Origin of the sequence: Flavobacterium cupreum (assembly GCF_003996965.1) — a bacterium.
GTDB classification, from domain to species: Bacteria; Bacteroidota; Bacteroidia; order Flavobacteriales; family Flavobacteriaceae; genus Flavobacterium; species Flavobacterium cupreum.
The window spans coordinates 130,616-152,623 of record NZ_QWDM01000009.1; the positions used below are offsets into that span (position 1 = coordinate 130,616).

Genomic DNA, 22,008 nt, shown 5'->3' on the forward strand with positions numbered 1-22,008 from the left:
TTTTAAATTTCAAAAAATTTCATCTCGTCTTTCTCTTCTAAGTCGGTTTCGCCTGAATCTCTAGTGATAAAGACTGCGATGTCTTTTATCGAATTAAATTCAAATAAATCCGAAATAACCATCTTGTTTGGCCACAACAATTCAATCATTTTTTGCAATTTGATCAGCTGAAAAGAAGTGCCTCCCAATTCGAAAAAATTATCTGTAATTCCTACCTGATTTATACCAAGAATATCCTGCCAGATCACAGCCAGTTTTTCTTCCGTTGGATTGCGCGGTGCTACATACTCACCACGGATAAGGTCATCGCCCCCTATGCCCGGTAAGGCCTTGCGGTCGACTTTGCCGCTTGAAGTCATCGGCAAGGTTTCGAGTACTACATAAAAGCCCGGTACCATATATTCCGGAAGTTTTCCCTGTAAATACGCTCGCATGGCGGCTTTGTCTATTTCGGTTCCTCTTTCTAAAAGATAATAGGCCACCAAAACTTTCTCTCCGTTTACTTCTTTAGGAGTTGCTACGGCTTGCTGGATACCTCCATACGCCATGATGGCGTTTTCAACCTCGCCCAGTTCAATCCTGTTCCCCCTGATTTTAACCTGATTGTCGATTCTTCCCATATAATGAATGGAACCGTCGGGTTTCCATTGGGCAATATCTCCGGTACGGTATACCTGATGTCCTGCGCGGAACGGATCGGCGATAAAGCGGTCTTGCGTAAGCTCCGGAAGGTTCAGATAGCCGCGGGCCACCTGTATCCCCGAGATCAATAACTCTCCCGGTACCCCAAAAGGCTGCAGGCCAAGGGAATTGTTGACGATATAGATACTGGTGTTGGCGATGGGTTTACCTATGCTTACGCCTTCTTTTAAAACATCAATTTCACTAAGGTTTATTGCGGTCACATCAATAGCCGCTTCTGTAGGGCCGTAGAGGTTGTGCAGTTTTGCTTTTACGAATTTTTCCTTGCATTCCTGTGCCATAAGGGCCGGAAGCTCTTCGCCACTGCATATGATATGTGCCAAACTTTTGCCTTTTTCGCTGTCTGCATCCAAAAGGAAAACACCCAGCATGGAAGGCACGAAATGTACAATCGAAATTTGTTTTTTACTGATGATGTCCTGTAAATAAGCCACATCTTTATGTCCTTCGGGTTTGGCGATGACAAGGGAACTTCCGGTAAGGAAAGGCAAAATCAATTCCCAAACGGAAACATCAAAGGTATAAGGCGTTTTCTGAAGAAAGACTTCTTTATCTTCGACTTTCAGGTAGTCTTTCATCCAGACCAAACGATTGTACAAGCCTGCATGATGGTTCAGGACGCCTTTTGGGTTTCCTGTTGATCCCGAGGTATAAATACAATACGCCAGCTGATTTACTAAATCCCCACGCTCAGGCGTTGTAGTTGGATACCCCTGCTGAACGGACTTAAATTTGGCAAATTCAGCCTCATTGATGCTCAGTTTCAGCTTCGCATCGCGTGTGATAAAATCAACTCTTTCCTGCGGATAATGTACATCCATCGGCACATAAGCGCCTCCTGATTTTAAGATCCCGAAAATAGAAACGATCATTCGCTCACTTCTTTCGAGTATGATTCCCACCAGATCATCAGGTTCAATAGTATAATTTTGAGCTAGATACCCTGACAATTGACTGGATTGCTCGTCCAGTTCCTTGTAAGTTAATTGCGTATCTTCAAATATGATGGCAATATTATCCGGGGTTTTCGCCACCTGTTCCTCAAATAAATCCAGTACGGTTTTGCCTGAAGGGTATTCGATTGTGGTATTGTTCAGATCGTAAAGCAAATTTTGCAGCTCTGATTCAGGCAAAACACATTCATTTTTTAAAACCGCATCACCGGAATTGACTAACGCGGATAAAAAATTAGTGTAGTATTCCTGCAGTTGCTCTATGGTCAGTCCGTATTTTAAGGCTCTCTGCTGATTCCACGATGCTTTGATACCGTTTGCGACCGGACGAATATTTAAATCCAGGAACGTATTTGTCGCTTCAAAGTTGAGATCTGCAAATCTAAATTCGCTTACTTTTTCATTATCCTGTACCTTCAGATCATCATAAATATGAAAATCGATATAATTAAAATGGGTATCAAAAAATGGGTTTTCTCCTTTTTTGTTTACGGAAAAACGGGTTTGCAATTCATTCAGACTGATTCTTTCAAACTGTCTTTGAAGGGTTAGCAATTCATTAATCTTTTCTGCAAAAGATATTGCAGTTCCGTTTGTTTCCTTAATTCTGAAAGGAATCGTGTTCAGGAAACAGCCCAATATTTTATCTGCATCTTCCTGCAAAGGCCTGCCGCTGGTTACCAGACCTACAGTGATATCGTCCTCGTACGTCAGGGTTTTTAAAGTGTACAAATAAGCGGCAAAAGCTATTGTTTTTAAACTTAAACCATGGCCCTGGCTAAATTGGAGTACCGAATCATACAATGCTCCTTCAATCGTAAAATCATGTCGTTTTGAAAAATGTTCTTCCGTAAAAATATCCAGCTTTTTATAGTCGCTTAGGTTTTCTTTCCAGAAATCATTGTACTTCTCATTCTTTTTGATGCAATGCTGCTCAAAAACATAATCTTTATAAGTCAGCGCCAGTTGCGTTGTGGCTGCTTCCTGATTTTCTAAAACAGACAGGTAGATGTTGTTCAGTTCTGTCATTAACGAAGCCACGCTCCATCCGTCCAGTATGGCATGGTGGAATTGAAAAAGCAGGCTGTATTCCTTTTCGGCGGTTTTATAAATTTTCATCCTCCATAAACCCGGTTCTGAAGTCACAAAAGAATTATGAGTTCTTTCCTGTACCATAAAGTCATTTATTATCGAATAAATTTCCTCCTGCGGATTTGCCGAAAGATTTTCATATGCTAAGCGGACAGCTGTTTTTTCATAAACAAGATGTACGGGGCTGCTATATTTTTCAATATTATACGCTGTTCTGAGGATTTCATGCTTTTCAGTTAAAATCGAAATGGCCTTTACAAATGCTTCCTTATCAAATTGTGCTGTTGGCAATGGAAAGACGAACTGATCGTGATACACTCCTTTATTTCTGGTGGCAAGCGAACCAAACAGCATTCCCAGTTCGATATCACTCATCGGATAAATGGAAACAATTTTTTCTTCCGAAAATGGAACATTCAAATGCTGGGAATCTTCTTTGTTTTCATGCAGAAATTGTCGCTCTTCAAAAAACTCATACGGATTGAATTCTTGTTCCAGTTTTTCAAATTCTGCTTCCACTTCAGCTTTGATGGCCTCCGGAATCTCGCTTGCTGTTCGTTCTGTTGCTATAGCCAATAATTTTTCTATAGACGGCAAGGCGTAGATATCGGCCAGTTTATAATTGATGTGAAGCTCTTTATTGATTTTGGCTAAAATTCGTATGGCGCGTATGGAATCACCTCCCAATTCGAAAAAATTATCGGTAATCCCTATCTGATCTATGCCCAGAATATCCTGCCAGATCACAGCCAGTTTTTCTTCTGTTGGATTGCGCGGTGCAACATATTCACCACGGATAAGGTCATCCCCTCCTATGCCCGGTAAGGCTTTGCGGTCGACTTTTCCGCTGGAAGTCATCGGTAAGGTTTCGAGTACTACATAAAAGCCCGGTACCATATATTCCGGAAGTTTTCCCTGCAAATACGTACGCATGGCAGCTTTGTCTATTTCCTCGCCTCTGTCCAAAAGATAATAGGCCACCAAAACTTTCTCTCCGTTTACTTCTTTAGGGGTCGCTACGGCCTGCTGGATACCTCCATAGGCCATGATGGCGTTTTCAACCTCGCCCAGTTCAATCCTGTTCCCCCTGATTTTAACCTGATTGTCGATTCTGCCCATATAATGAATGGAACCGTCAGGTTTCCATTGGGCGATATCTCCGGTGCGGTACACCTGATATCCTGCGCGGAACGGATCGGCGATAAAGCGGTCTTGCGTAAGTTCGGGAAGGTTCAGATAGCCTCTGGCCACCTGTATCCCAGAGATCAATAACTCTCCCGGTACCCCAAAAGGCTGTAGTCCAAGGGAATTGTTGACGATATAGATACTGGTGTTGGCAATGGGTTTACCGATACTTACGCCTTCTTTTAAAACATCAATTTCGCTTAGGTTGATCGCGGTTACATCAATAGCGGCTTCTGTAGGGCCGTAGAGGTTGTGCAGTTTTGCTTTTACGAATTTTTCCTTGCATTCCTGTGCCATAAGGGCCGGAAGCTCTTCGCCACTGCATATGATATGTGCCAAACTTTTGCCTTTTTCGCTGTCTGCATCCAAAAGGAAAACACCCAGCATGGAAGGCACGAAATGCACAATTGAAACTTGTTTTTTACTGATGATATCCTGTAAATAAGCTACATCTTTATGTCCTTCGGGTTTGGCGATGACAAGGGAACTTCCGGTAAGGAAAGGCAAAATCAATTCCCAAACCGAAACATCAAAGGTGTAAGGGGTTTTCTGAAGGAAGACTTCTTTCTCTTCCACCTTCAGGTAGTCTTTCATCCAGACCAAACGATTGTACAAGCCTGCATGATGGTTCAGTACGCCTTTTGGGTTTCCTGTTGATCCTGAAGTATAGATACAATACGCCAAATGATTTACTAAATCCCCACGCTCAGGCGTTTTTGTGCTATACGAATCCTGAACGGACTTAAATTTGGCAAATTCAGTCTCATTGATGCTCAGTTTCAGTTTTGCATCGCGTGTGATAAAATCAACCCTTTCCTGCGGATAATGTACATCCATCGGCACATAAGCACCGCCCGATTTTAAGATCCCGAAAATAGAAACGATCATTCGCTCACTTCTTTCGAGTATGATTCCCACCAGATCATCAGGTTCAATAGTATAATTTTGAGCTAGATACCCTGCCAATTGACTGGATTGGTCGTCCAGTTCTTTGTAGGTCAGTTGCGTGTCTTTAAATACGATGGCAATGTTATTCGGGGTTTTCGCCACCTGTTCTTCAAATAAATCCAGTACGGTTTTACCTGACGGGTATTCGATAACCGTATTGTTCAGGTCAAACAGGAGGTGATTTTTTTCTTCCTGAGTTAGATAATCGACTTCCTGAATCTGTATTTCGGGCTGTGCTAAAGTTTTCAGCATCAAATTTTCAAAATGACCGAACATTCTTTTGATCAGGTAACCGTCGTAGATATCGGTATTGTATTCAATTCTAAGATCCAGCCCTTCTTTCTCTACGAAAATGAAACTAACATCAAATTGCGAGGTTTTACTTTTAAACTCGTACTTGCTTATTTCCAGGTCAATGAGTACTTCGGTATTCAGGTTGTTTAGCTGTTCCTGATTTTGCAGTACCACCAGCACATCGAATAAAACGGAACGGCTGGTATCTCTTTTTAAGTTCAGTTTGCCGACTAACTCATCAAAAGGATAATTTTGATGGTCATAGGTACTTAACAGCGTCTCTTTTTGCAATGTTAGGACATCCAGAAAGTTGCTTTCTTCTTTTAATTGCGTTCGAATCGCAAGCGTGTTCAGATACAATCCCATTTGATTTTCCAGATCCGGATGTTCTCTTCCCGCGATCGGGGTTCCTACTATAATGTCGTTCTGACCGGTGTACCTGTTCAACAGGACATTAATACCGGCCATTAAAGTCATAAACAAGGTCACATCATGCTCCTTTGAAAACCCTTTTAAACGTTCCAGAAAAGTATTCGAAAACTGATGGGTTATCGTATCTCCGTTATACGTTTGTACTAACGGACGGGCATTAAGCCCCGGCAAATCTAATACAGGCAGTTCTCCTGCAAATTGTGCCAGCCAATATTCTTTTGATTCTTGCTGTCTTTCATTTTGAAGTTCTTCCTTCAGCCATACCGCATAATCTTTATACTGAATGTTTAATTCGGGGAAGCTGATTTTTTTGCCTTGCAGTAAGGCATTGTATGTTTTTACCACCTCGGCGATTAAGAGTTCTATTGACCAGCCATCGCCAATGATATGGTGCAGGGACAGGAAAAACACATATTCTTCTTCTTTTACTTTGATTAAAGAAGTTCTTACCAGCGGCGCTGTTTCCAAATTAAAAGGCTGGCTGTTTGTATGTAAAAGATACCCGGCAATAGCTTCATGCGTATTTTCTTCCGAACTGAAGTCTTTCTCTGCTATCGTAAAGTTGACCTGCTCTGCCGGCACTATATATTGTTGGACTTCTCCCTCTTCGGTCGCTTTAAAAGCGGTTCTTAAAATCTCATGGCGATGAAGTAACAGCCTAAACGATTCTTCAAATTTCTCTGCATCAACAGTTCCGGTTAATTTTACCGTGGCGGGCATATTATAGGCTAAGGTACCTCCGTCTAACTGGCTCAAGATCCACAACCTTTTTTGCGAAGCCGTTAACGGATACGACTGTGCCCCGGGAGCTTTAGGGATTGCCAGATAGCTATTCTCCTGCAAGTGTCTGCTTAATTCCGCTATGCTCGGGCTTGTGAAAAATGTTTTGAAAGAAACCGTTTTGCCTAATTGTTTATGGGTTCTGTTAATGACCTGAGCGATTATTAAACTGTGTCCTCCTAATTCGAAGAAATTGTCTGTTATACCTATTTTTTCAATTCCCAGTACTTCCTCCCAAATCGCTGCTAAACTTTTTTCGGTTTCATTTTGCGGTGCGACATATGTTTTTCGGATCACATCGTCACTGGTGATACCAGGCAGTGCTTTTCTGTCTATTTTTCCATTTGGGGTTAAAGGCAGTTGATCTAATGCGATGTAAAAACCAGGAACCAAATAGTCAGGCAGTGCATTTTGAAGAAAACTTCTCAGTTCCGATTTATTGATGGGCGTAGTACTTACCAGATAGGCAGCGAGTACTTTCTCGTGACGGTTTTCTTTTACTTCCACAACGACTTGTTTTACCGCATCGGAATATTGTAGAATGGTGTTTTCTATTTCGCCCAATTCAATCCTGTAGCCTCTTATTTTGACCTGAAAGTCTTTTCGACCCAAAAATTCAATATTTCCGTCGGGCAACCAGCAGCCTAAATCTCCGGTATCATACATCCGCTCGCCTGTCTCAAAAGGATTTGCGATGAATTTCTCCTGTGTAAGTTCCGGCTTGTTTAGATAGCCTCTTCCTACTCCGGCTCCGGAAACATATATTTTTCCGGCTACGCCTATTGGTACAGGCTGCAACGCTTCGTCCAATATATAAATTTTGGTATTCGATATGGGTTTGCCAATTGGAATGACCGTTTTATCAAAATCATTTTCGGATAGCTTGTAAATCGACACACAAACCGCACATTCGGTAGGTCCGTAAGCATTATAATACGCTATTCCGGATTTTACAACAGCAATGGCCTTAGTCGGATTGGCCGGTTCACCCGCCGTAATGACGCAGCGCAATCCCGAGATATCCTCTTCGGATAATAGTCCAAGATAACTCGGAGGAAAAGTGACTACGGTGGCGTTTGTTGCCTTTAAAAATAGTATAAACTGATCTTTGTCTTTTATGACTTCTTCGGTCGGAATACATAAGGTTGCCCCGCTGTACAAACTCATCATAATCTCTGAAATAGAAGCATCAAAAGCGACTGAAGCAAACCAGACAATGGTATCCTCTTTACGGATATCGAAAAATTTAATCTGATCCAGAGCCATATTGATATTGCTCGTATGTTCGATCATTACCCCTTTTGGATGTCCTGTAGATCCTGAGGTATAAATCACATACGCCAAATCTCTTGGTGAAATTGCAGTATTGATATTCTCATCGCTGTTACGATCAAAAACAACGGATGGCAAAGCTATGGTCTCACAAGTACTGAAGTCTCCGGCATTATCTGTAATCAGAAGCTTCAAACCACTGTCTTTTATGAGGTAATCGATTCTTTCCTGAGGATAATGGGTATCTATGGGTAAATAAACGGCACCTAACTTTAGTATGGCCAATAGCGAAATGATTCCGTTATCGGACTTAGGCAAAAACACACCCACGATATCTCCTTTGTTCAGGGTATGATTCGAGGAAATGTAACGGGCTAACTGATTGGCTTTTTTGTTTAGTTCGGAATAGGTTAAGTTCGATTCTTTGAATACAACAGCAACATTGTCCGGTGTTTTTGCAACCTGTTCTTCAAATAGATCCACAATTGTTTTTTCTTTCGGATAAGCGGCATCGGTAGCATTAAAATCTACCAACAGCTGCCTCTTTTCGGTTTCAGATAGTAAGTCGTAATTGGATAAATGAACTGTTATATTGTTTTCCAGGTTAAGTAAAAACTGCTCAAACTGCTGAACCAGATGGACAGCAATTGTTTTCTTTACAAAATCGGTTAAGTACGAAACGGTAATTTCAATATCTTCCGTTTCATTTATTTTGATACTAAACGAAATTCCGTTACATGCCAAAGGATTCACTTTGTTAATGTCAATGCTGTAATTGGAAAAGATACTTAAATCGCTAAAACCGGTCTTCTCAGAGAAGTCATCGGGATTAAATTCGGAGTATTGTAAAGTCTCCAAAATTTCAGTTTTTACTTTTTGAAGATATTCTTTAAAGGAGGAATTTAAATCTTCCGGAAATGAAAAAAGCAAAGGATGAGATTGTCCTTTATAATCCGAAACAACATAGCCGTCAAATTCAGGATTAAGTTTTTTCAGCAAAAAAGAATAAACCGCATTTAGGACTGTAGCCTGAGCTATCGGGTTGCCATTGGTAAGCTTGCTGAAATAATTCAGGTCCACTGCCTTAATAGTAACAGACGGAAGACTATTTTCCTTATCTTGCAGCCTGTGAACCTGATCTCTGCCGGCTGTTTTTTTCTTCCAATATTTTGTAACTAAGTATAAATTATTTGACACTGCGCTCTTATCCATAATTTCAGAATTCGTATTTCTTGTTTACAATCAGTATGCTATTATACTGTCTCTTTTTAAGCATGAAAAAACTAAGGTTTTTTATTTCCGGAACACTTATATAAGGTCCGGCCGTTCCTTAAAATAGTAGCGTCTTTTTTCATTCATGACCTCTATTTCGCACGAAAATAGCAGTTAATTCTCTCAAAAATTACGGACTTTTCATATAAAAATTACGGTCTCCCGCTTTCCATGCCTAAATTGAACACAGCTTAACTATTCAGTACCAATTTGTTAACAAAGAGCTGGAAACAGTTCGGAAATTGTATCGAAGAAACACGAAAGGGAAGATTGAAATTAATTCCCTGCATCGCATAAAAAAACCCGCTTATCGCGGGTTTTTCATTGGAAGTAAATAAACTGTAATGGACAGTAAAAATAGTTTTGTTTGAAGTATAGAATGAATCTTAAACGGCTAGTATAATGTGAAATTCAGCACCAACATTTTCTTCTGCTCTGGAATAAATAATACCTTTATGGTTTTCGACAATTTTTTTTCCAATAGAAAGCCCGATACCGGTACCACTGTAGACTTCATTGTTGTGGAGCCTTTGAAAAATAGTGAAAATTTTATTTTCATATTGTTTGTTAAAACCGATACCGTTGTCTTTGATCACTATTTTGTAGTACTCGCGGTCAGCATTTAAAGTGGGATACTTTTTAATTTGTGCTTTATTAAGTTTACGGGAACTGATTTCTATTTTACAAATGGAGTCGTCATTTTTGCAAAACTTGAGGGCATTACTGATGAGGTTATAAAAAAGCTGATTCATTTGTAAGGCAACAGCGGTAATCACCGGCAATTTTCCGAGCTTCACCTGAACCCTGTTATCCTGTATAAGCAGTTCAAAATCAATAAGGATATTGGCGACAACCACATTTAAATCTGTTTTTACAAATTGTTTCTCCGGATTGTTGAGATAGGAATAGGCTAGTAAATCTTTAATAAGCGTATTCATTCTTGTAGAGGACTTGCTGATTTTGTCGAGTAACACCAGACCTTCATCTGAAATTTTTTCGTCCATCCCCAAAAGCCTGCTGATAAACATTAATATCTTACGAAGCGGTTCCTGCAAATCATGACTGGCCACATAAGCGTATTCCTGTAATTGCACGTTAGCGCCATGCAAATTTTTAACCGAACTCTCCAGTTCTGTATTGGCATTGAGCAAATCGGCGGTGCGTTCCTGAACTTTGGCTTCAAAACCGTCTGAAAGTACCTGCAGTCTCTTTTCTGTAATCCTGCGTTCTGTTATATCTTCTATAGCCAGCAGGATTAATTGTTCCTTACTGGTTTCATTGGTCACCTGTCGTGCATTCAGCAGCATGATACTTTCGCCGTACGGCAAAAGATTTACCGCTATCTGGTAATCATCCAGCTGTGTTTTCTCGGGAAGTACTTTTTCAAGCATCGCGCGCATCGGAACATTATCAAACAGATGGTTCTGAATTTCATAAATCAGTTTCCCGGTAGCTTCCTGCTTGGCAATATTGTATTTTTTAGAGAAAGCCCTGTTGATATTTTTTATTCTCAAATTGGTATCGAGCACTACTATAGGTTCCCTGAGGGTCGCAACTATCGCTTCTGTATAATTTTTGGAAATATGAATCTCCTGCTGCTTATTTAAAAGTTCCTGATTAATTTGCAAAAGCTCTTCATTGCTGGACTGCAATTCTTCTTTTGAAGTTTCGAGTTCTTCGTTTAAACTTTGCAGTTCTTCACTGCCGCTCAGTAGTTCTTCATTGGCACTCTGCAATTCTTCGTTGGAGGCCTCATGCTCTTCACTGATCGCGTTTACATCATCGTGTATTTTTGCCAGTTCCTTTTCGAGCTGCGCAATCCTTTTCAGATAGGCATTGTCGCGCAATTCTTCAGAAGTGAATTTACCGGAGGGCACATGCTCCTGGTCAGTCCTGCTTTTATAAAACAATACTAAAAAATAAGGGTCGGAAGTGTCTTCCAATCGCTGCATTTCTATGGTAATTTCTTCTGTACTGCCTTTGCTTTTGATCTGAATCCGTTCTTTTTTGACAGTTGAATCGTTTTCTTTGACTTTATGCCAGGCATTACGAAGCTCGAAAGCCAGTCCTTCCTTTGCCATTTTCAATAAATTGAAAGTCGGTTTACCCGTAGAAAGCTCAATAAATTCAGCAATTGATCCGTTGATATGAACGATATCCATTTGTTCGTTCACAATAACACTGGCCGGAGTATATTTGGCAAGCAATACAGACTCGGCGCTCTTTCTAAAATCTTCTTTGATAATTTCTTTTCTTTGAATATCAGATTTAAAACTTTTCAATTTGCCATTGGCTCCTAAACCGGAATGTACAAATCTACCCGAAACCTGTTTACGGATATATATTTTGCCTGTTTTATCAAATGACTGAAAAAGTTCAGCCGCAGGAACAGCCGTTTCTGATTTCCCCAAAAGTAAAAACCCGTTTTCTTTTAAGGCGTAATGAAAGGTGGTAAGCGATTTCTTTTGTAAAAAAGAATCCATATAAATAAACACATTCCTGCAGGTAATTAAATCCATTTTGGCAAAAGGAGGATCATTGAGAAAATTATGAACTGCAAAAACGCATAAATCCCTGATTTGCCTTTTAATGGTATAACCCGCTGTATTTGACGTAAAATATTTGGAAAGTGTCGTCTCGGAAACATTTCGCATCTGGGATTTTCGGTAAAATCCAATTCGGGCTTTGGCAATCGCCACTTCTGAAATATCTGACGCAAAAATCTGGATTTCTTTTCCCTGGAGATTTTCGCCCAGAAATTCATGAAGCGCAATGGCTAATGTGTACGCTTCTTCCCCGGTAGAACAGCCTGCAATCCAGATTCGTATGGTGTTTCCGTCAGGCACCCTGCTGGTTATTATGGGGAAAACTTTTTCTCTTATGATCTGAAATATTTTGGTATCCCTGAAAAATTCCGTCACAGGTATCAGCATATCGTTAAACAAATCTTCCGATGCCACTTTATCCCCCCGCAAAAATTTAAGATAATCCCTGAGATTCACGATTTTGCTTAGTGCCATCCTTCTGGCAATACGCCTGCGAATAGTGGTTTGCTTGTAATACGTAAAATCAACACCGCTTTGCTGGTGCAGGATTTTAATGATTTCCTGAAACACTGCTTCATCATTGTAATCATTTTCTTCACTAATGCTATATTTCAGTTTTGACAACTTTATCAGTTTCTCTACTATTTTTGAAGGAGTCAGCACATAATCCACCACTCCGGCTTTAATAGCGTTTTGGGGCATTTCATTATAATGGGCATCTATGTCCTGTGCAAAGGTAATACCTCCGTGTTTTTTTATGGATCTTAAGCCGATTGTTCCGTCAGAACCGGTTCCCGAAAGCAATACGCCATAGGCCAGATCAAGATGGACTTCGGCCAATGACGTAAAAAAAACGTCTATTGCCTGATTTTTGGTCTCTTTTTCACGCGGACTCAGCTTAAGGACGCCATCAAAAGAAGTAAGCATTTTGTTCTCCGGAATGACATAGATATGATTGGGAGCCAAATGAATCTCATCTGTAATTTCATTAATCGGAATTTTTGCCACACGTGAAAGAAGCTCCGTAAGGATACTTTCATGCGTAGGATGCAAATGCTGTACAATAACATATGCCATTTCAGAATTATCCGGAATAGCTTCGATAAACTTAGTAAAAGCCTCCAGCCCTCCGGCTGAAGCCCCAATACCTACGATAGGAAAGTCCTGACGTGTCGCTTCCGGTAAATTATTTGTATGAGCATCCATGATTTCGAGTATTAATTTCTAAGCTTAACATTGTAAAGGTAATAGTGCAGCATCTAAACTGTAATAATGAAGGATTCGATTTCTAAATGTTTTAATTTTTTCTCCCAATCCATTTCGATTACTTTTTTTAGTAATTTTTTTAAATCATTAAAATCAGTTGGTTTTACGATATAGGCATTGGCACCTAATCCGAAAGTATTCCTGATTCCCTCTTCTGTTGCCGAGGTTGAATAAATCGCTATGATGGGAATATCCTTAAATTTACTATCATCGCGAATTTGCTTCAGACTTTCAAACCCTGACATGACAGGCATATTCAGGTCTAAAAAAATGATATCCGGGATATCAAGATTTTTATCATAAAGACGATTTAAAAGCTCCTGCCCGTTTTTACAAAATTCAACCGGAAAATTAAGAGAATGTCTGTAAGCGCATCAGCAAAAAATTCCCGGTCGTCCGGATCATCATCCGTCAGCAAAATCCTTATATTCTCTTTATTTTTCATTAGTCCGTTTACTGTTTAACTCAAATGTACGTTTAAATAAAGGGTTAGAGACCAATCAAAGTATTTACTTACATTCGTTTTACCTGCAAAAGGGTTTGATTCTGAAAAAAAAGGACTGCCTCACTGGTAAATCTGGCTTTTATTAAAAAAAGAAAGCGCCGTACTATTCTTTAATTATAGTCTTTTAGCTACACAAATATTGATTTATTATAAAATCCGGAGAAGAATAGTAAGGTTTAGTAAGCACAATATTTAAAAAGAAGAGCCACTATGTTTCATTTTTAAATTTTTAAGCCGAAAACCGGCCGCCTGATTCGAAGTACTATTTTGGATTGAAAAAAAAAAAAAAACGATCCTTAAGATCGTTTTTTTTAACTAATAGTATTGTTGTGTTCGCAACAGCATACTGAACCTTATGCTTTAGTTCAGGATCCTTGCTGAATCGGCTTATTTTACATCAAACCATAACTTTGTAGTCAGCAGGTCTTTTCCCTGAACCGCTATTGCAGCCTGATAACTTGATCCGTTCAGCGACTGTTCTGTTCCCGGGTAAAAGAAACGCGAAGGTATCTTTCCGTCCAGAACGGTGGCCGGACCGGCAGTCAATACCGGATAGTCAAGTCTTCTCCACTCTGCAAAAGCGTCAAGACCCTGTCCAAAGAAAGCAATCCATTTCTGCGTGCCTATCGATTTGGCATAATTTGCAGCATCATATTTTACCGTTGGCTGATTCAGGTAACTTGAAATCACCGTCGCATTGGTTATCCCAAACTGGTTCAGTGATGCGGTAATGGCATTTTTATAAAGCTGCTCTGCATCTCCCGCAATATACCCTCGGGCCACTGCTTCGGAAAGATTGAAAAGCACTTCAGCATACGAAAAGATGACAGCAGGCGATGCCGAAGTCAGGAAATAAGTTCCCGGTTTTGATGTCTTGGCAAAACCCTGACTGTTCGCATCACTGTTTGACAATCCGTTACCACCACCAACATATTTACCGACACTTGCATCCGATGGTAATTGCGCATAAACCGGTAAACGCGGATCTGACAGCTCATATAACTTATCTACCATTGTTTTTGAAATACGGTAATCATCACGCGTTTCGAACCAGGCCGAAGCCGGATTTTGCTGCGGTGAACTGGTGTAAATAAACTGAAAGGTTTCGCTGTTACTGCCAATTAATCCTCCGGCATCTGTGGTGGCCTCAATAGCAGCCTGTTTTGCTAAAGCCGGTTCCCTGTCTGCAATTCTCAGGGCAATACGCAAACGAAGCGAATTCACCAGTTTTTTCCATTTCAGAACATCTCCCTTATAAACCAAATCACCCGTCACAGTACCTTTGGAAGGACTTAGTAAAGATTGAGCTTGTTTTAAATCCTCCAGTAATCCGGTATACACTTCTTTTTGGGTATTATAGGCAGGAGTCACTTTTAGGCCTGCTTCTTTATAAGGAATGCTTCCATAAGCATCGGTAAGCAATAAAAACGTCCACGAGCGCAGCGTTAGTGCAATTCCCTTATAATTTGAATTGGCCTGTTGTTCCGGGAAATTCAGGATGGTATTCAAATCTGTAATTAAAGTCGCGTATCCGGTATTCCACAAGGTCGTAAAAGAGGTATTCGACACATCATATCGGTCCGGTTCCGTATATTGGATTTTAGCCCAGTGCTGGGCAAATAATAAAGACGAATCAAAATTATTGGTGGATCCCCAGTATAAATCAGCACCCTGTTTTAAGGTTCCTGTTAACAGGTAAGGTGCCAATGGGGTTTCAGTTGCATTTGGATTTTTATTAATATCATCCAGGGTATCGCTGCAAGAGGTCAGTGCCACTGCAAACAACGTTATGTAGGCTAATTTTTTTAGCATGATTTTGTGTTTTTAAAATTTAAGATTAACGTTAAGACTGAAATTTCTGGTAGTTGGCAAAGACAGACTCTCCAATCCCTGACCATTTCCGGTGTTGAAAGCCGTTTCAGGATCTATATTTGGTGCATCTTTATAGATAAACAGCAAATTACGACCTACCGCAGTGATACTGGCACCATCTAATCCGAGCTTTTTGGCAAATTTTTTATTGAAATTGTAAGCCAGTTTTATTTCTCTCAGTTTTACAAAAGTGGAGCTGTAAACATAAGCTTCGCCAATATTGTAGGACGCTTTGTAATATTCCTGGGCACTAAGTACTGAAGTATTCGGAGTTCCGTCAGCATATACTCCTTTAAAGATCATTCCATCATCGTAGATCACAGCCCCGGCCGGAGCATTACCGCCTGAAACTAACGTTTTTGTATTTGTGGTACCATTAGTCGCTATATAATAATTTAATCCGCCATTGGCAGCATCACGGCCCGGAAGCGTTTCAGCTAAAACACCTGTGTACGTACCTGTTCTGTTCGTTCCCGAAAAAATCTCTCCGCCTACACTGGCATCCACAAGAAATGAAAGTTCAAGATTTTTATAGGTCAGGGTGTTGGTAATACCGGCTAAATAATCCGGGGTATAATGTCCCAATACTCTTTTTGTCGGATCTGCTTTTGGCAATCCGTTGGCCCCTACTACAATGTTTCCATTTGCGTCGCGCTGATAGGCTGTGCCGTAAAGTGCACCATAGGCTTGTCCTACTGACGCCAGTACATCAACACCTCCTGAAGTACCAATGGTGTAGTTCTGAATCTTTTTATCATAGTCCAGAATTTCTACTTTGCTTTTATTGGTTGAATAATTGAAAGCAACATTCCATTTGAAATTTTCGTTTTGAACAGGGTTTCCATCCAGTTGAATTTCTATACCACGGTTGTTTATTTTTCCGGCATTGATTAACTGCGAATTATAACCGCTTCCGGCCGTTGTTTTGATTTCCAGGATCTGGTCAAAACTATTGGTGTTGTAGTAAGCAAAATCAAAATGCAGTCTGTTTTTCCAGAAAGAAGCTTCTAAACCAAGTTCTGTAGAACGGGTTGTTTCCGGTTTCAGATTCTCATTGAGTTTTTTCTGGGAAGAAGTCTGAATCGGATTTCCGTCGAATGCCGTCTGAAAATTGTAAACGGTAGCCAGTTGATACGGATCTGCGTCATTACCAACTTCAGACCATCCGCCGCGTACTTTTAAGAAATCAAGCGTACTGCTTTTCAGATTAAGGGCTTCAGACAACACGAGACTTCCATTAAAAGAAGGATAGAAATAAGAGCGGTTATTGCTCGGCAATGTCGATGACCAGTCATTACGCGCCGTAACGTTTAAGTAGGCATAGTTTTTATAACCAAATTGCGCTGAGGCATAGGCACTGTACACTCTCAATCTTGACAAGGTGTTTGATGATGTTAGCGGATCACGTGAATTGGTCAGTGTATACAAATCAGGCACAGCCAGACGTGGTGCTTTTTGATAATTGTTTGCATCGCTGTGGTTACGAATATTGAATCCGGCAAGAGCATCAACGGTGAAATCATCGTTTAGTTTTTTGGTATACGTAAAAATACCTTCTGTGTTTTGTTCGTTTACCGTATACGCGTCTTCCGCATAGGATCCAAAAGGAGTTCCGTTGGTACCGTATTTAATCTCGTATTTTCTGCGATCGTTATAATAATCAACGCCGGTACGGAATTTAAAATTAAGTCCCTCGGCAAGCTTTGCGTCCAGGTGAATATCTCCTATCAGACGATTACGCTGCTGACTTGTCGTGTTATAATAAGCATTCCAGTACGGATTGCTGTAGTAGCTGTTGTTCCAGTTCACATTTCTGTTATTACGAAGGTCATTGATATCGACCTGGCGTCCGAACCACAGAAACTGAAGCATTACGCCGGCAGCACGGTTACCCGACGGACCTCCGGGAAGTGCCGGTGCATTAGTCACAATATAATTCCCCGTTACCCCTACTTTTATACTTTTGGATATTTGATAATTGGAATTAATCGAAAAGTTTGTTTTGTTTACTTCACTGTTCGGTACTGTCCCTAATTGTTTTTGATTATTTACCCCCAAACGGAAATCTGATTTTTCATCTGACTTCGCCACAGAGATACTGTTATCGTACGTAATTCCGGTATTAAAGAAGTCCCTCACATTATCAGGATGAGCCACAAAAGGTACGGCTGCCCCATTTGAATTAAACTGAGGAATTAGTCTTCCATCCAGTTTAGGGCCCCAGCTTTCATCAACTCCGTCATTGACACCGCCGCCTTTACCATCTACATAGCTGAATCTTCCGTTTGATCCCTGACCAAATGAATTTTGAAATTTTGGCAATGTAGCAACCTGAGACAGCGTGATACCGGTACTAAAGCTGATGCCTAGTCCCTTTTGGCTTTTTCCTGATTTGGTCGTGATCAAAACAACACCATGCGCTGCACGGGATCCGTAAAGGGCTGCAGCATTTGGGCCTTTTAATACTGTTAAAGATTCAATATCATTAGGATTCAGATCGGCAATGGCATTTTTGAAATCACGGGTGGCTCCGCCCACACTTCCCAATTGCGAGTTGTCTACCGGAACTCCGTCTACCACAAACAAGGGCTGGTTATTGCCGCCTATAGAGGTTTCTCCGCGGATAACAATACGGGAAGATCCCATATCTCCCTGTGAATTGGTGATACGTACTCCGGCCAATTTACCGGTCATACTATTCAGAAAGTTGGTTTCTTTGGTTTCTGCCAGATCCCTGTTCTTAAGCGATTGTGTCGTATAACCCAGTGATTTTTTTTCTTTTGTAATACCCAGTGCGGTCACAACTACTTCTGACAATGCATTTTCTTCCTGGGTAATATCAATCACTACTGAGTTTGCATTTACGACAACTTCCATTCTTTTATACCCCATATAACTTACTATAAGGGTGTAAGGAAATTTTTGTCCGGTCTGGAAATAAAATTTTCCGTCAAAATCTGTTACAACACCGTGAGTGGTGCCTTTAATGTTTATGGAAGCACCAATAACCGGCTCTTTTGTAACAGCATCTACTACTGTTCCTTCGAGTTTGGACTGGATTAACGGTTTGGTCTCCTGAGCTTTAATTCCGATGGAAATCAATAAAATACAGAACCAGATATAGCTGTTTAATTTTTTTTTCATTACTTTGTTTTGGTTTAATAAATAAGGGGAGCCGAAAACGGATTTACTCCACTCTCGCTTTCCTTATCAGAGATGTACAATTTCTTTAAGCTTCACCATTTCTGCTGCAACAGAAATGGTTTTTTTTTTATCTGCAACACATTCGTTTTTTCATTTCTTTTTTTTTTTTGAATTATTATTTTTGAATTGGTATAAAGTTGAGATTGAAGAGTTCGTAATGACAACTTCTGAAGTATAAATGACCAGAATTTTCCTCCCGATCAAAAATGACGTGCATTTAACAAGCCTTCATCCCCTGTATTTCCTTACTTTTAAATTACACTAATTTGATAGAACAAAGGTATATTAAAAAGTTAAAGACAAAAACTTAAATTGTTTTTTTTGCAAAAAAAATGTTAATCAAAATAATTTTTAAATTTTAAATTACTAAAAATAAGAACGTTAGAAGTTTTGCGGATTTTTTGCAGCGTGTAAGAATTTTTCTAAAACAAGGGCCTTCGATTAGAAAAATTGAGCTTTTTTCAACTCGCCTATTCACAAAACAAGCGTATAAGAGTGGTGTAAATACAAGGTGTTTCGTTTTAACGAGCGTTGTTTTTATATCATTAAAAGAAATTTGCAAAACTAAATTTTTAAATGAATTATAGTGAGGATAATTCCTATATTTGCTAGTGAATCAAAATCTCAATTATTTCTCAAAATGAAGTAAAAAATGGTAACGCTCCGGCACAGGTTACCGAGGTAATTTTCAAACAGAACCATAACACACAACCATTCACCTTCACTATTTTACCATCTAAATGAAGCATTTCTTTACTCTCACCTGCTTTGTCTTTCTTCTCTTTTTTACTTCCTGTCAGTCTTTTGGGCAAACAAAAGCCGACTATGCAGCCAAAATTGACAGCCTGATTGAACTAAAAAATCCAAGGAGTTTTAATGGCGTTGTTTTTATTCAGCAAAATGGAAAGATAAAATACGCAAAAGCATACGGTTATACTGATTTTAACAAAAAAACAGCCCTGAAGGTAACGGATAAGTTTTCGACGATGTCCATAGCGAAACAGTTTACGGCTGCCCTTATTTTACAAGAGGCAGAGAAAGGTACAATTGACCTGCAAATCCCTATTCGCAGGTATTTGCCCGATTTCAAATATTCCTGGGCAGACACCGTCACCGTACACCAATTACTAAATAATACCTCAGGATTGAGCAGTGAAGATCTCGACAAACCGCTAAAATTTGTTCCGGGAACCGCTTTCAGTTATTCGAATATGGGATATTACGTGGCCGGACTTGTTCTTGAAAAACAAACTCACAAAAGTTTTGAGCAATTGGTCACGGCCTTATTCAAAAAATGCCAAATGAATAACAGCTATTACCCTAACACAGTCAACAGTACATTTTTAGTAAAAGGGCATACGGTAAAAACAGACGGAACTTTTAAAGGTAACGACAAAGTCAATTTTGAACCCACTCATTATTTTGGAAGCCATTTAATCGTGACGGCACCCGATCTGGCCAAATGGAATGAATGTTTGCATAATGGCAAAATACTTAAACCCGCTGCCTATAAAATGATGACGAGTTATTCGATAACCAATACGCATCCGCTTTTCAGCAAAAACGCTATTGGGTACGGTTACGGATTGCGGATCAACGATAAAGAAGGCTTACTGGAAATTGGCCATACGGGCTTTCATCCCCGCGAAGGTTTTACAGCGGTCAATTTATATTATCCGGACTCCAAAACCAGTATTATTGTTCTGGAAAACCAGGCAAACGAAAATTTTGACATTGCCTATTATTTTGAACAGCAAATTAGAAAAATCAGTAAGGAAAGTGCCCTTTTAAAATAAGCATTCCCAGAAAGAAAGCAGGATTTCCAAATTTCCCTTCGGTCGAAACGACTTAGAGGAAACAACTTAAAAATAAATAATATCTTACAAAATAAATCATTTACCGGATATTTTTTTATCTTTGAAACTCGCAGTTTATAATCAAAATGGCTTTATCTTTGAGCCTTCAGAAAATTGATACGCATTATGGAACAGAAAATACATCAGGGAAGAAACGTAAAACGCTTCAGGGAAATGCTTGGCATCAAACAGGAAGCATTGGCTTTTGATTTGGGAAATGACTGGAATCAGAAGAAAATTTCGATGCTGGAGCAAAAAGATGTAATTGAAGATGATATACTGGATCAAATCTCACATGCCTTAAAAATTCCTGTGCAAGCTTTTCAGAATTTTGATGAAGAGCAGGCCGTAAATTTTATTTCTAATCAATTCGACAACGGTGCAGTTGGTTATCAAAAGTATGATAGTTGTTCATTTAATCCAATTGATAAAATTGTTCAGTTATACGATGAAAAAATTGCGTTATACGAGCGTATGCTGAAAGAGAAAGATGAAATGATGGCAAGGCTTGAAAAATTAATTAATAAATAAGATTCTCAATTGGTAAACATTATGGAACAGAAAATACATCAGGGAAGAAACGTAAAACGCTTCAGGGAAATGCTTGGCATCAAACAGGAAGCATTGGCTTTTGATTTGGGAAATGACTGGAATCAGAAGAAAATTTCCATGCTGGAGCAGAAAGATGTAATTGAAGAGGATATACTGGACCAAATCTCACATGCCTTAAAAATTCCTGTGGAAGCTTTTCAGAATTTTGATGAAGAGCAGGCGGTAAATGTGATTGCGAATACTTATTCATTTCAGGATTTTAAGGATAACGCGGTGGCTTCTGGATTTAGCTTCCAGCCCTCTTTCAATCCTGTTGATAAAATTGTTCAGTTATACGATGAAAAAATTGCGTTATACGAGCGTATGCTAAAAGAGAAAGATGAAATGATGGCAAGGCTTGAAAAATTAATTACTAAATAAAAAAACACAAATACCATAAAAAAAGAGCTGTACGATACAGCTCTTTTTTTATGGTATTATTTATGTGAATTATTATTTCTCTATCGCGATACGGCTATCAATAATAAACATACATCATGATTTTCGCATCAGAACTTTCAATTACTTTTTCAAGTCTTTTGAAAAACACTTCGTTTACCATCGGGCAACCGTGACTTCTGGCGATGTAATATTCCTGCTCTTCATAAGGAACAGCTGAATATTGGTGCAGTACAATAGCTCTTTTAAAGGCATTGCTGTTGCTTTCGTCCAGTCCGTTAAGTCTGAAAGCTTTACCAAACATTCCTTTATAGGATTTCTCTACCGAATAGCGACCAAGTGAAGTAGAATTGGAATTAGGCTCATTGCTGAATTTCAGCTCTCCTTTTATTCCGGTTTCAGAACCGCAGCCATGAGCTACAAGTCCCTGATCTAAAATTTTATCATTTTCAAGGTCATATACAAAAAAACGGTTTTTACCGGATTTGATTCTCATATCCACCAAAAAAGCGATTTTACTGCTGTATCGACGGTCGATAACCGCTGTTGCTTTGATCTCTTTTACGTGATCAGTAAGTCTCATTATTTCGAGTTCCGTAATGGTCTCCATTTCGCTGGTTCCTCTGTTGTAGGTAGTAAAAGAGCACAGGCTAACAAAAAGTGAAATAAAAAATATTTTCATACGCAGTCTGATAAGTTATAAAGAAGGATTTGGGATAAAATGCTTTAAAACGTAATACTTTCATTACTTGATGTTGCAAAAATAGAAAAAATATTTACATAATTCCCATGTCTGCACTGTTAAATTTTATGTAAATATTTGAAAACGTGTTCAATAA

General features: G+C 39.5%; 9 protein-coding genes and 1 pseudogene. 3 read left to right on the forward strand and 7 right to left on the reverse strand.

Annotated elements, in window-relative coordinates; translation table 11 throughout:
* Positions 1–2 precede the first annotated feature (2 nt).
* The 6 genes and pseudogenes from D0817_RS15175 to D0817_RS15195 form a co-directional block, all read right to left on the reverse strand.
* Positions 3–8,870 carry a non-ribosomal peptide synthetase gene (locus D0817_RS15175; protein ID WP_127339230.1) on the reverse strand — a complete coding sequence of 2,956 codons (8,868 nt, stop codon included), beginning with the start codon at positions 8,868–8,870 and terminating at the stop codon, positions 3–5.
* Positions 8,871–9,316: 446 nt separating this feature from the next.
* Positions 9,317–12,682 (reverse strand): CheR family methyltransferase, encoded by a 3,366-nt coding sequence (locus D0817_RS15180; protein WP_127339231.1) that lies wholly within the window; start codon positions 12,680–12,682, stop codon positions 9,317–9,319.
* Between the two features lie 53 nt (positions 12,683–12,735).
* Positions 12,736–13,035, reverse strand: a pseudogene (locus tag D0817_RS15185) (response regulator); the annotation flags it as partial.
* 17 nt (positions 13,036–13,052) lie between these two features.
* Positions 13,053–13,187: a hypothetical protein gene (locus D0817_RS26435; protein WP_262708222.1), complete on the reverse strand. Its 135-nt coding sequence runs from the start codon at positions 13,185–13,187 to the stop codon at positions 13,053–13,055.
* 447 nt (positions 13,188–13,634) lie between these two features.
* Positions 13,635–15,059 (reverse strand): SusD/RagB family nutrient-binding outer membrane lipoprotein, encoded by a 1,425-nt coding sequence (locus D0817_RS15190; protein ID WP_127339232.1) that lies wholly within the window; start codon positions 15,057–15,059, stop codon positions 13,635–13,637.
* A 12-nt stretch (positions 15,060–15,071) separates the two neighbouring features.
* The gene (locus tag D0817_RS15195; protein WP_127339233.1) at positions 15,072–18,263 is read right to left on the reverse strand and encodes a SusC/RagA family TonB-linked outer membrane protein; all 3,192 of its coding nucleotides are present in this window, start codon (positions 18,261–18,263) and stop codon (positions 15,072–15,074) included.
* Between the two features lie 800 nt (positions 18,264–19,063).
* On the opposite strand from D0817_RS15195, the gene D0817_RS15200 reads away from it, so the two are divergent.
* The 3 genes from D0817_RS15200 to D0817_RS15210 all read left to right on the forward strand — a co-directional run bounded on the left by D0817_RS15200 (position 19,064) and on the right by D0817_RS15210 (position 21,151).
* Positions 19,064–20,119 carry a serine hydrolase domain-containing protein gene (locus D0817_RS15200; protein ID WP_127339234.1) on the forward strand — a complete coding sequence of 352 codons (1,056 nt, stop codon included), beginning with the start codon at positions 19,064–19,066 and terminating at the stop codon, positions 20,117–20,119.
* 186 nt (positions 20,120–20,305) lie between these two features.
* Complete coding sequence (locus D0817_RS15205; protein ID WP_127339235.1) at positions 20,306–20,710, forward strand: helix-turn-helix domain-containing protein; 405 nt, start codon at positions 20,306–20,308, stop codon at positions 20,708–20,710.
* Positions 20,711–20,731: 21 nt separating this feature from the next.
* Complete coding sequence (locus tag D0817_RS15210) at positions 20,732–21,151, forward strand: helix-turn-helix domain-containing protein (protein WP_127339236.1); 420 nt, start codon at positions 20,732–20,734, stop codon at positions 21,149–21,151.
* Between the two features lie 97 nt (positions 21,152–21,248).
* Here D0817_RS15210 and D0817_RS15215 read toward each other — a convergent pair whose 3' ends face one another.
* Entirely contained in the window at positions 21,249–21,851 is a 603-nt protein-coding gene (locus tag D0817_RS15215; protein ID WP_127339237.1) for a murein L,D-transpeptidase catalytic domain-containing protein, read from the reverse strand.
* Positions 21,852–22,008 lie beyond the last annotated feature (157 nt).

Bases quoted from the DNA above. Each gene is read 5' to 3' on its own strand.
- D0817_RS15175 (WP_127339230.1), bottom strand. From the start codon at position 8,870: ATGGATAAGAGCGCAGTGTCAAATAATTTATACTTAGTTACAAAATAT.
- D0817_RS15180 (WP_127339231.1), bottom strand. From the start codon at position 12,682: ATGGATGCTCATACAAATAATTTACCGGAAGCGACACGTCAGGACTTT.
- D0817_RS26435 (WP_262708222.1), bottom strand. From the start codon at position 13,187: ATGAAAAATAAAGAGAATATAAGGATTTTGCTGACGGATGATGATCCG.
- D0817_RS15190 (WP_127339232.1), bottom strand. From the start codon at position 15,059: ATGCTAAAAAAATTAGCCTACATAACGTTGTTTGCAGTGGCACTGACC.
- D0817_RS15195 (WP_127339233.1), bottom strand. From the start codon at position 18,263: ATGAAAAAAAAATTAAACAGCTATATCTGGTTCTGTATTTTATTGATT.
- D0817_RS15200 (WP_127339234.1), top strand. From the start codon at position 19,064: ATGAAGCATTTCTTTACTCTCACCTGCTTTGTCTTTCTTCTCTTTTTT.
- D0817_RS15205 (WP_127339235.1), top strand. From the start codon at position 20,306: ATGGAACAGAAAATACATCAGGGAAGAAACGTAAAACGCTTCAGGGAA.
- D0817_RS15210 (WP_127339236.1), top strand. From the start codon at position 20,732: ATGGAACAGAAAATACATCAGGGAAGAAACGTAAAACGCTTCAGGGAA.
- D0817_RS15215 (WP_127339237.1), bottom strand. From the start codon at position 21,851: ATGAAAATATTTTTTATTTCACTTTTTGTTAGCCTGTGCTCTTTTACT.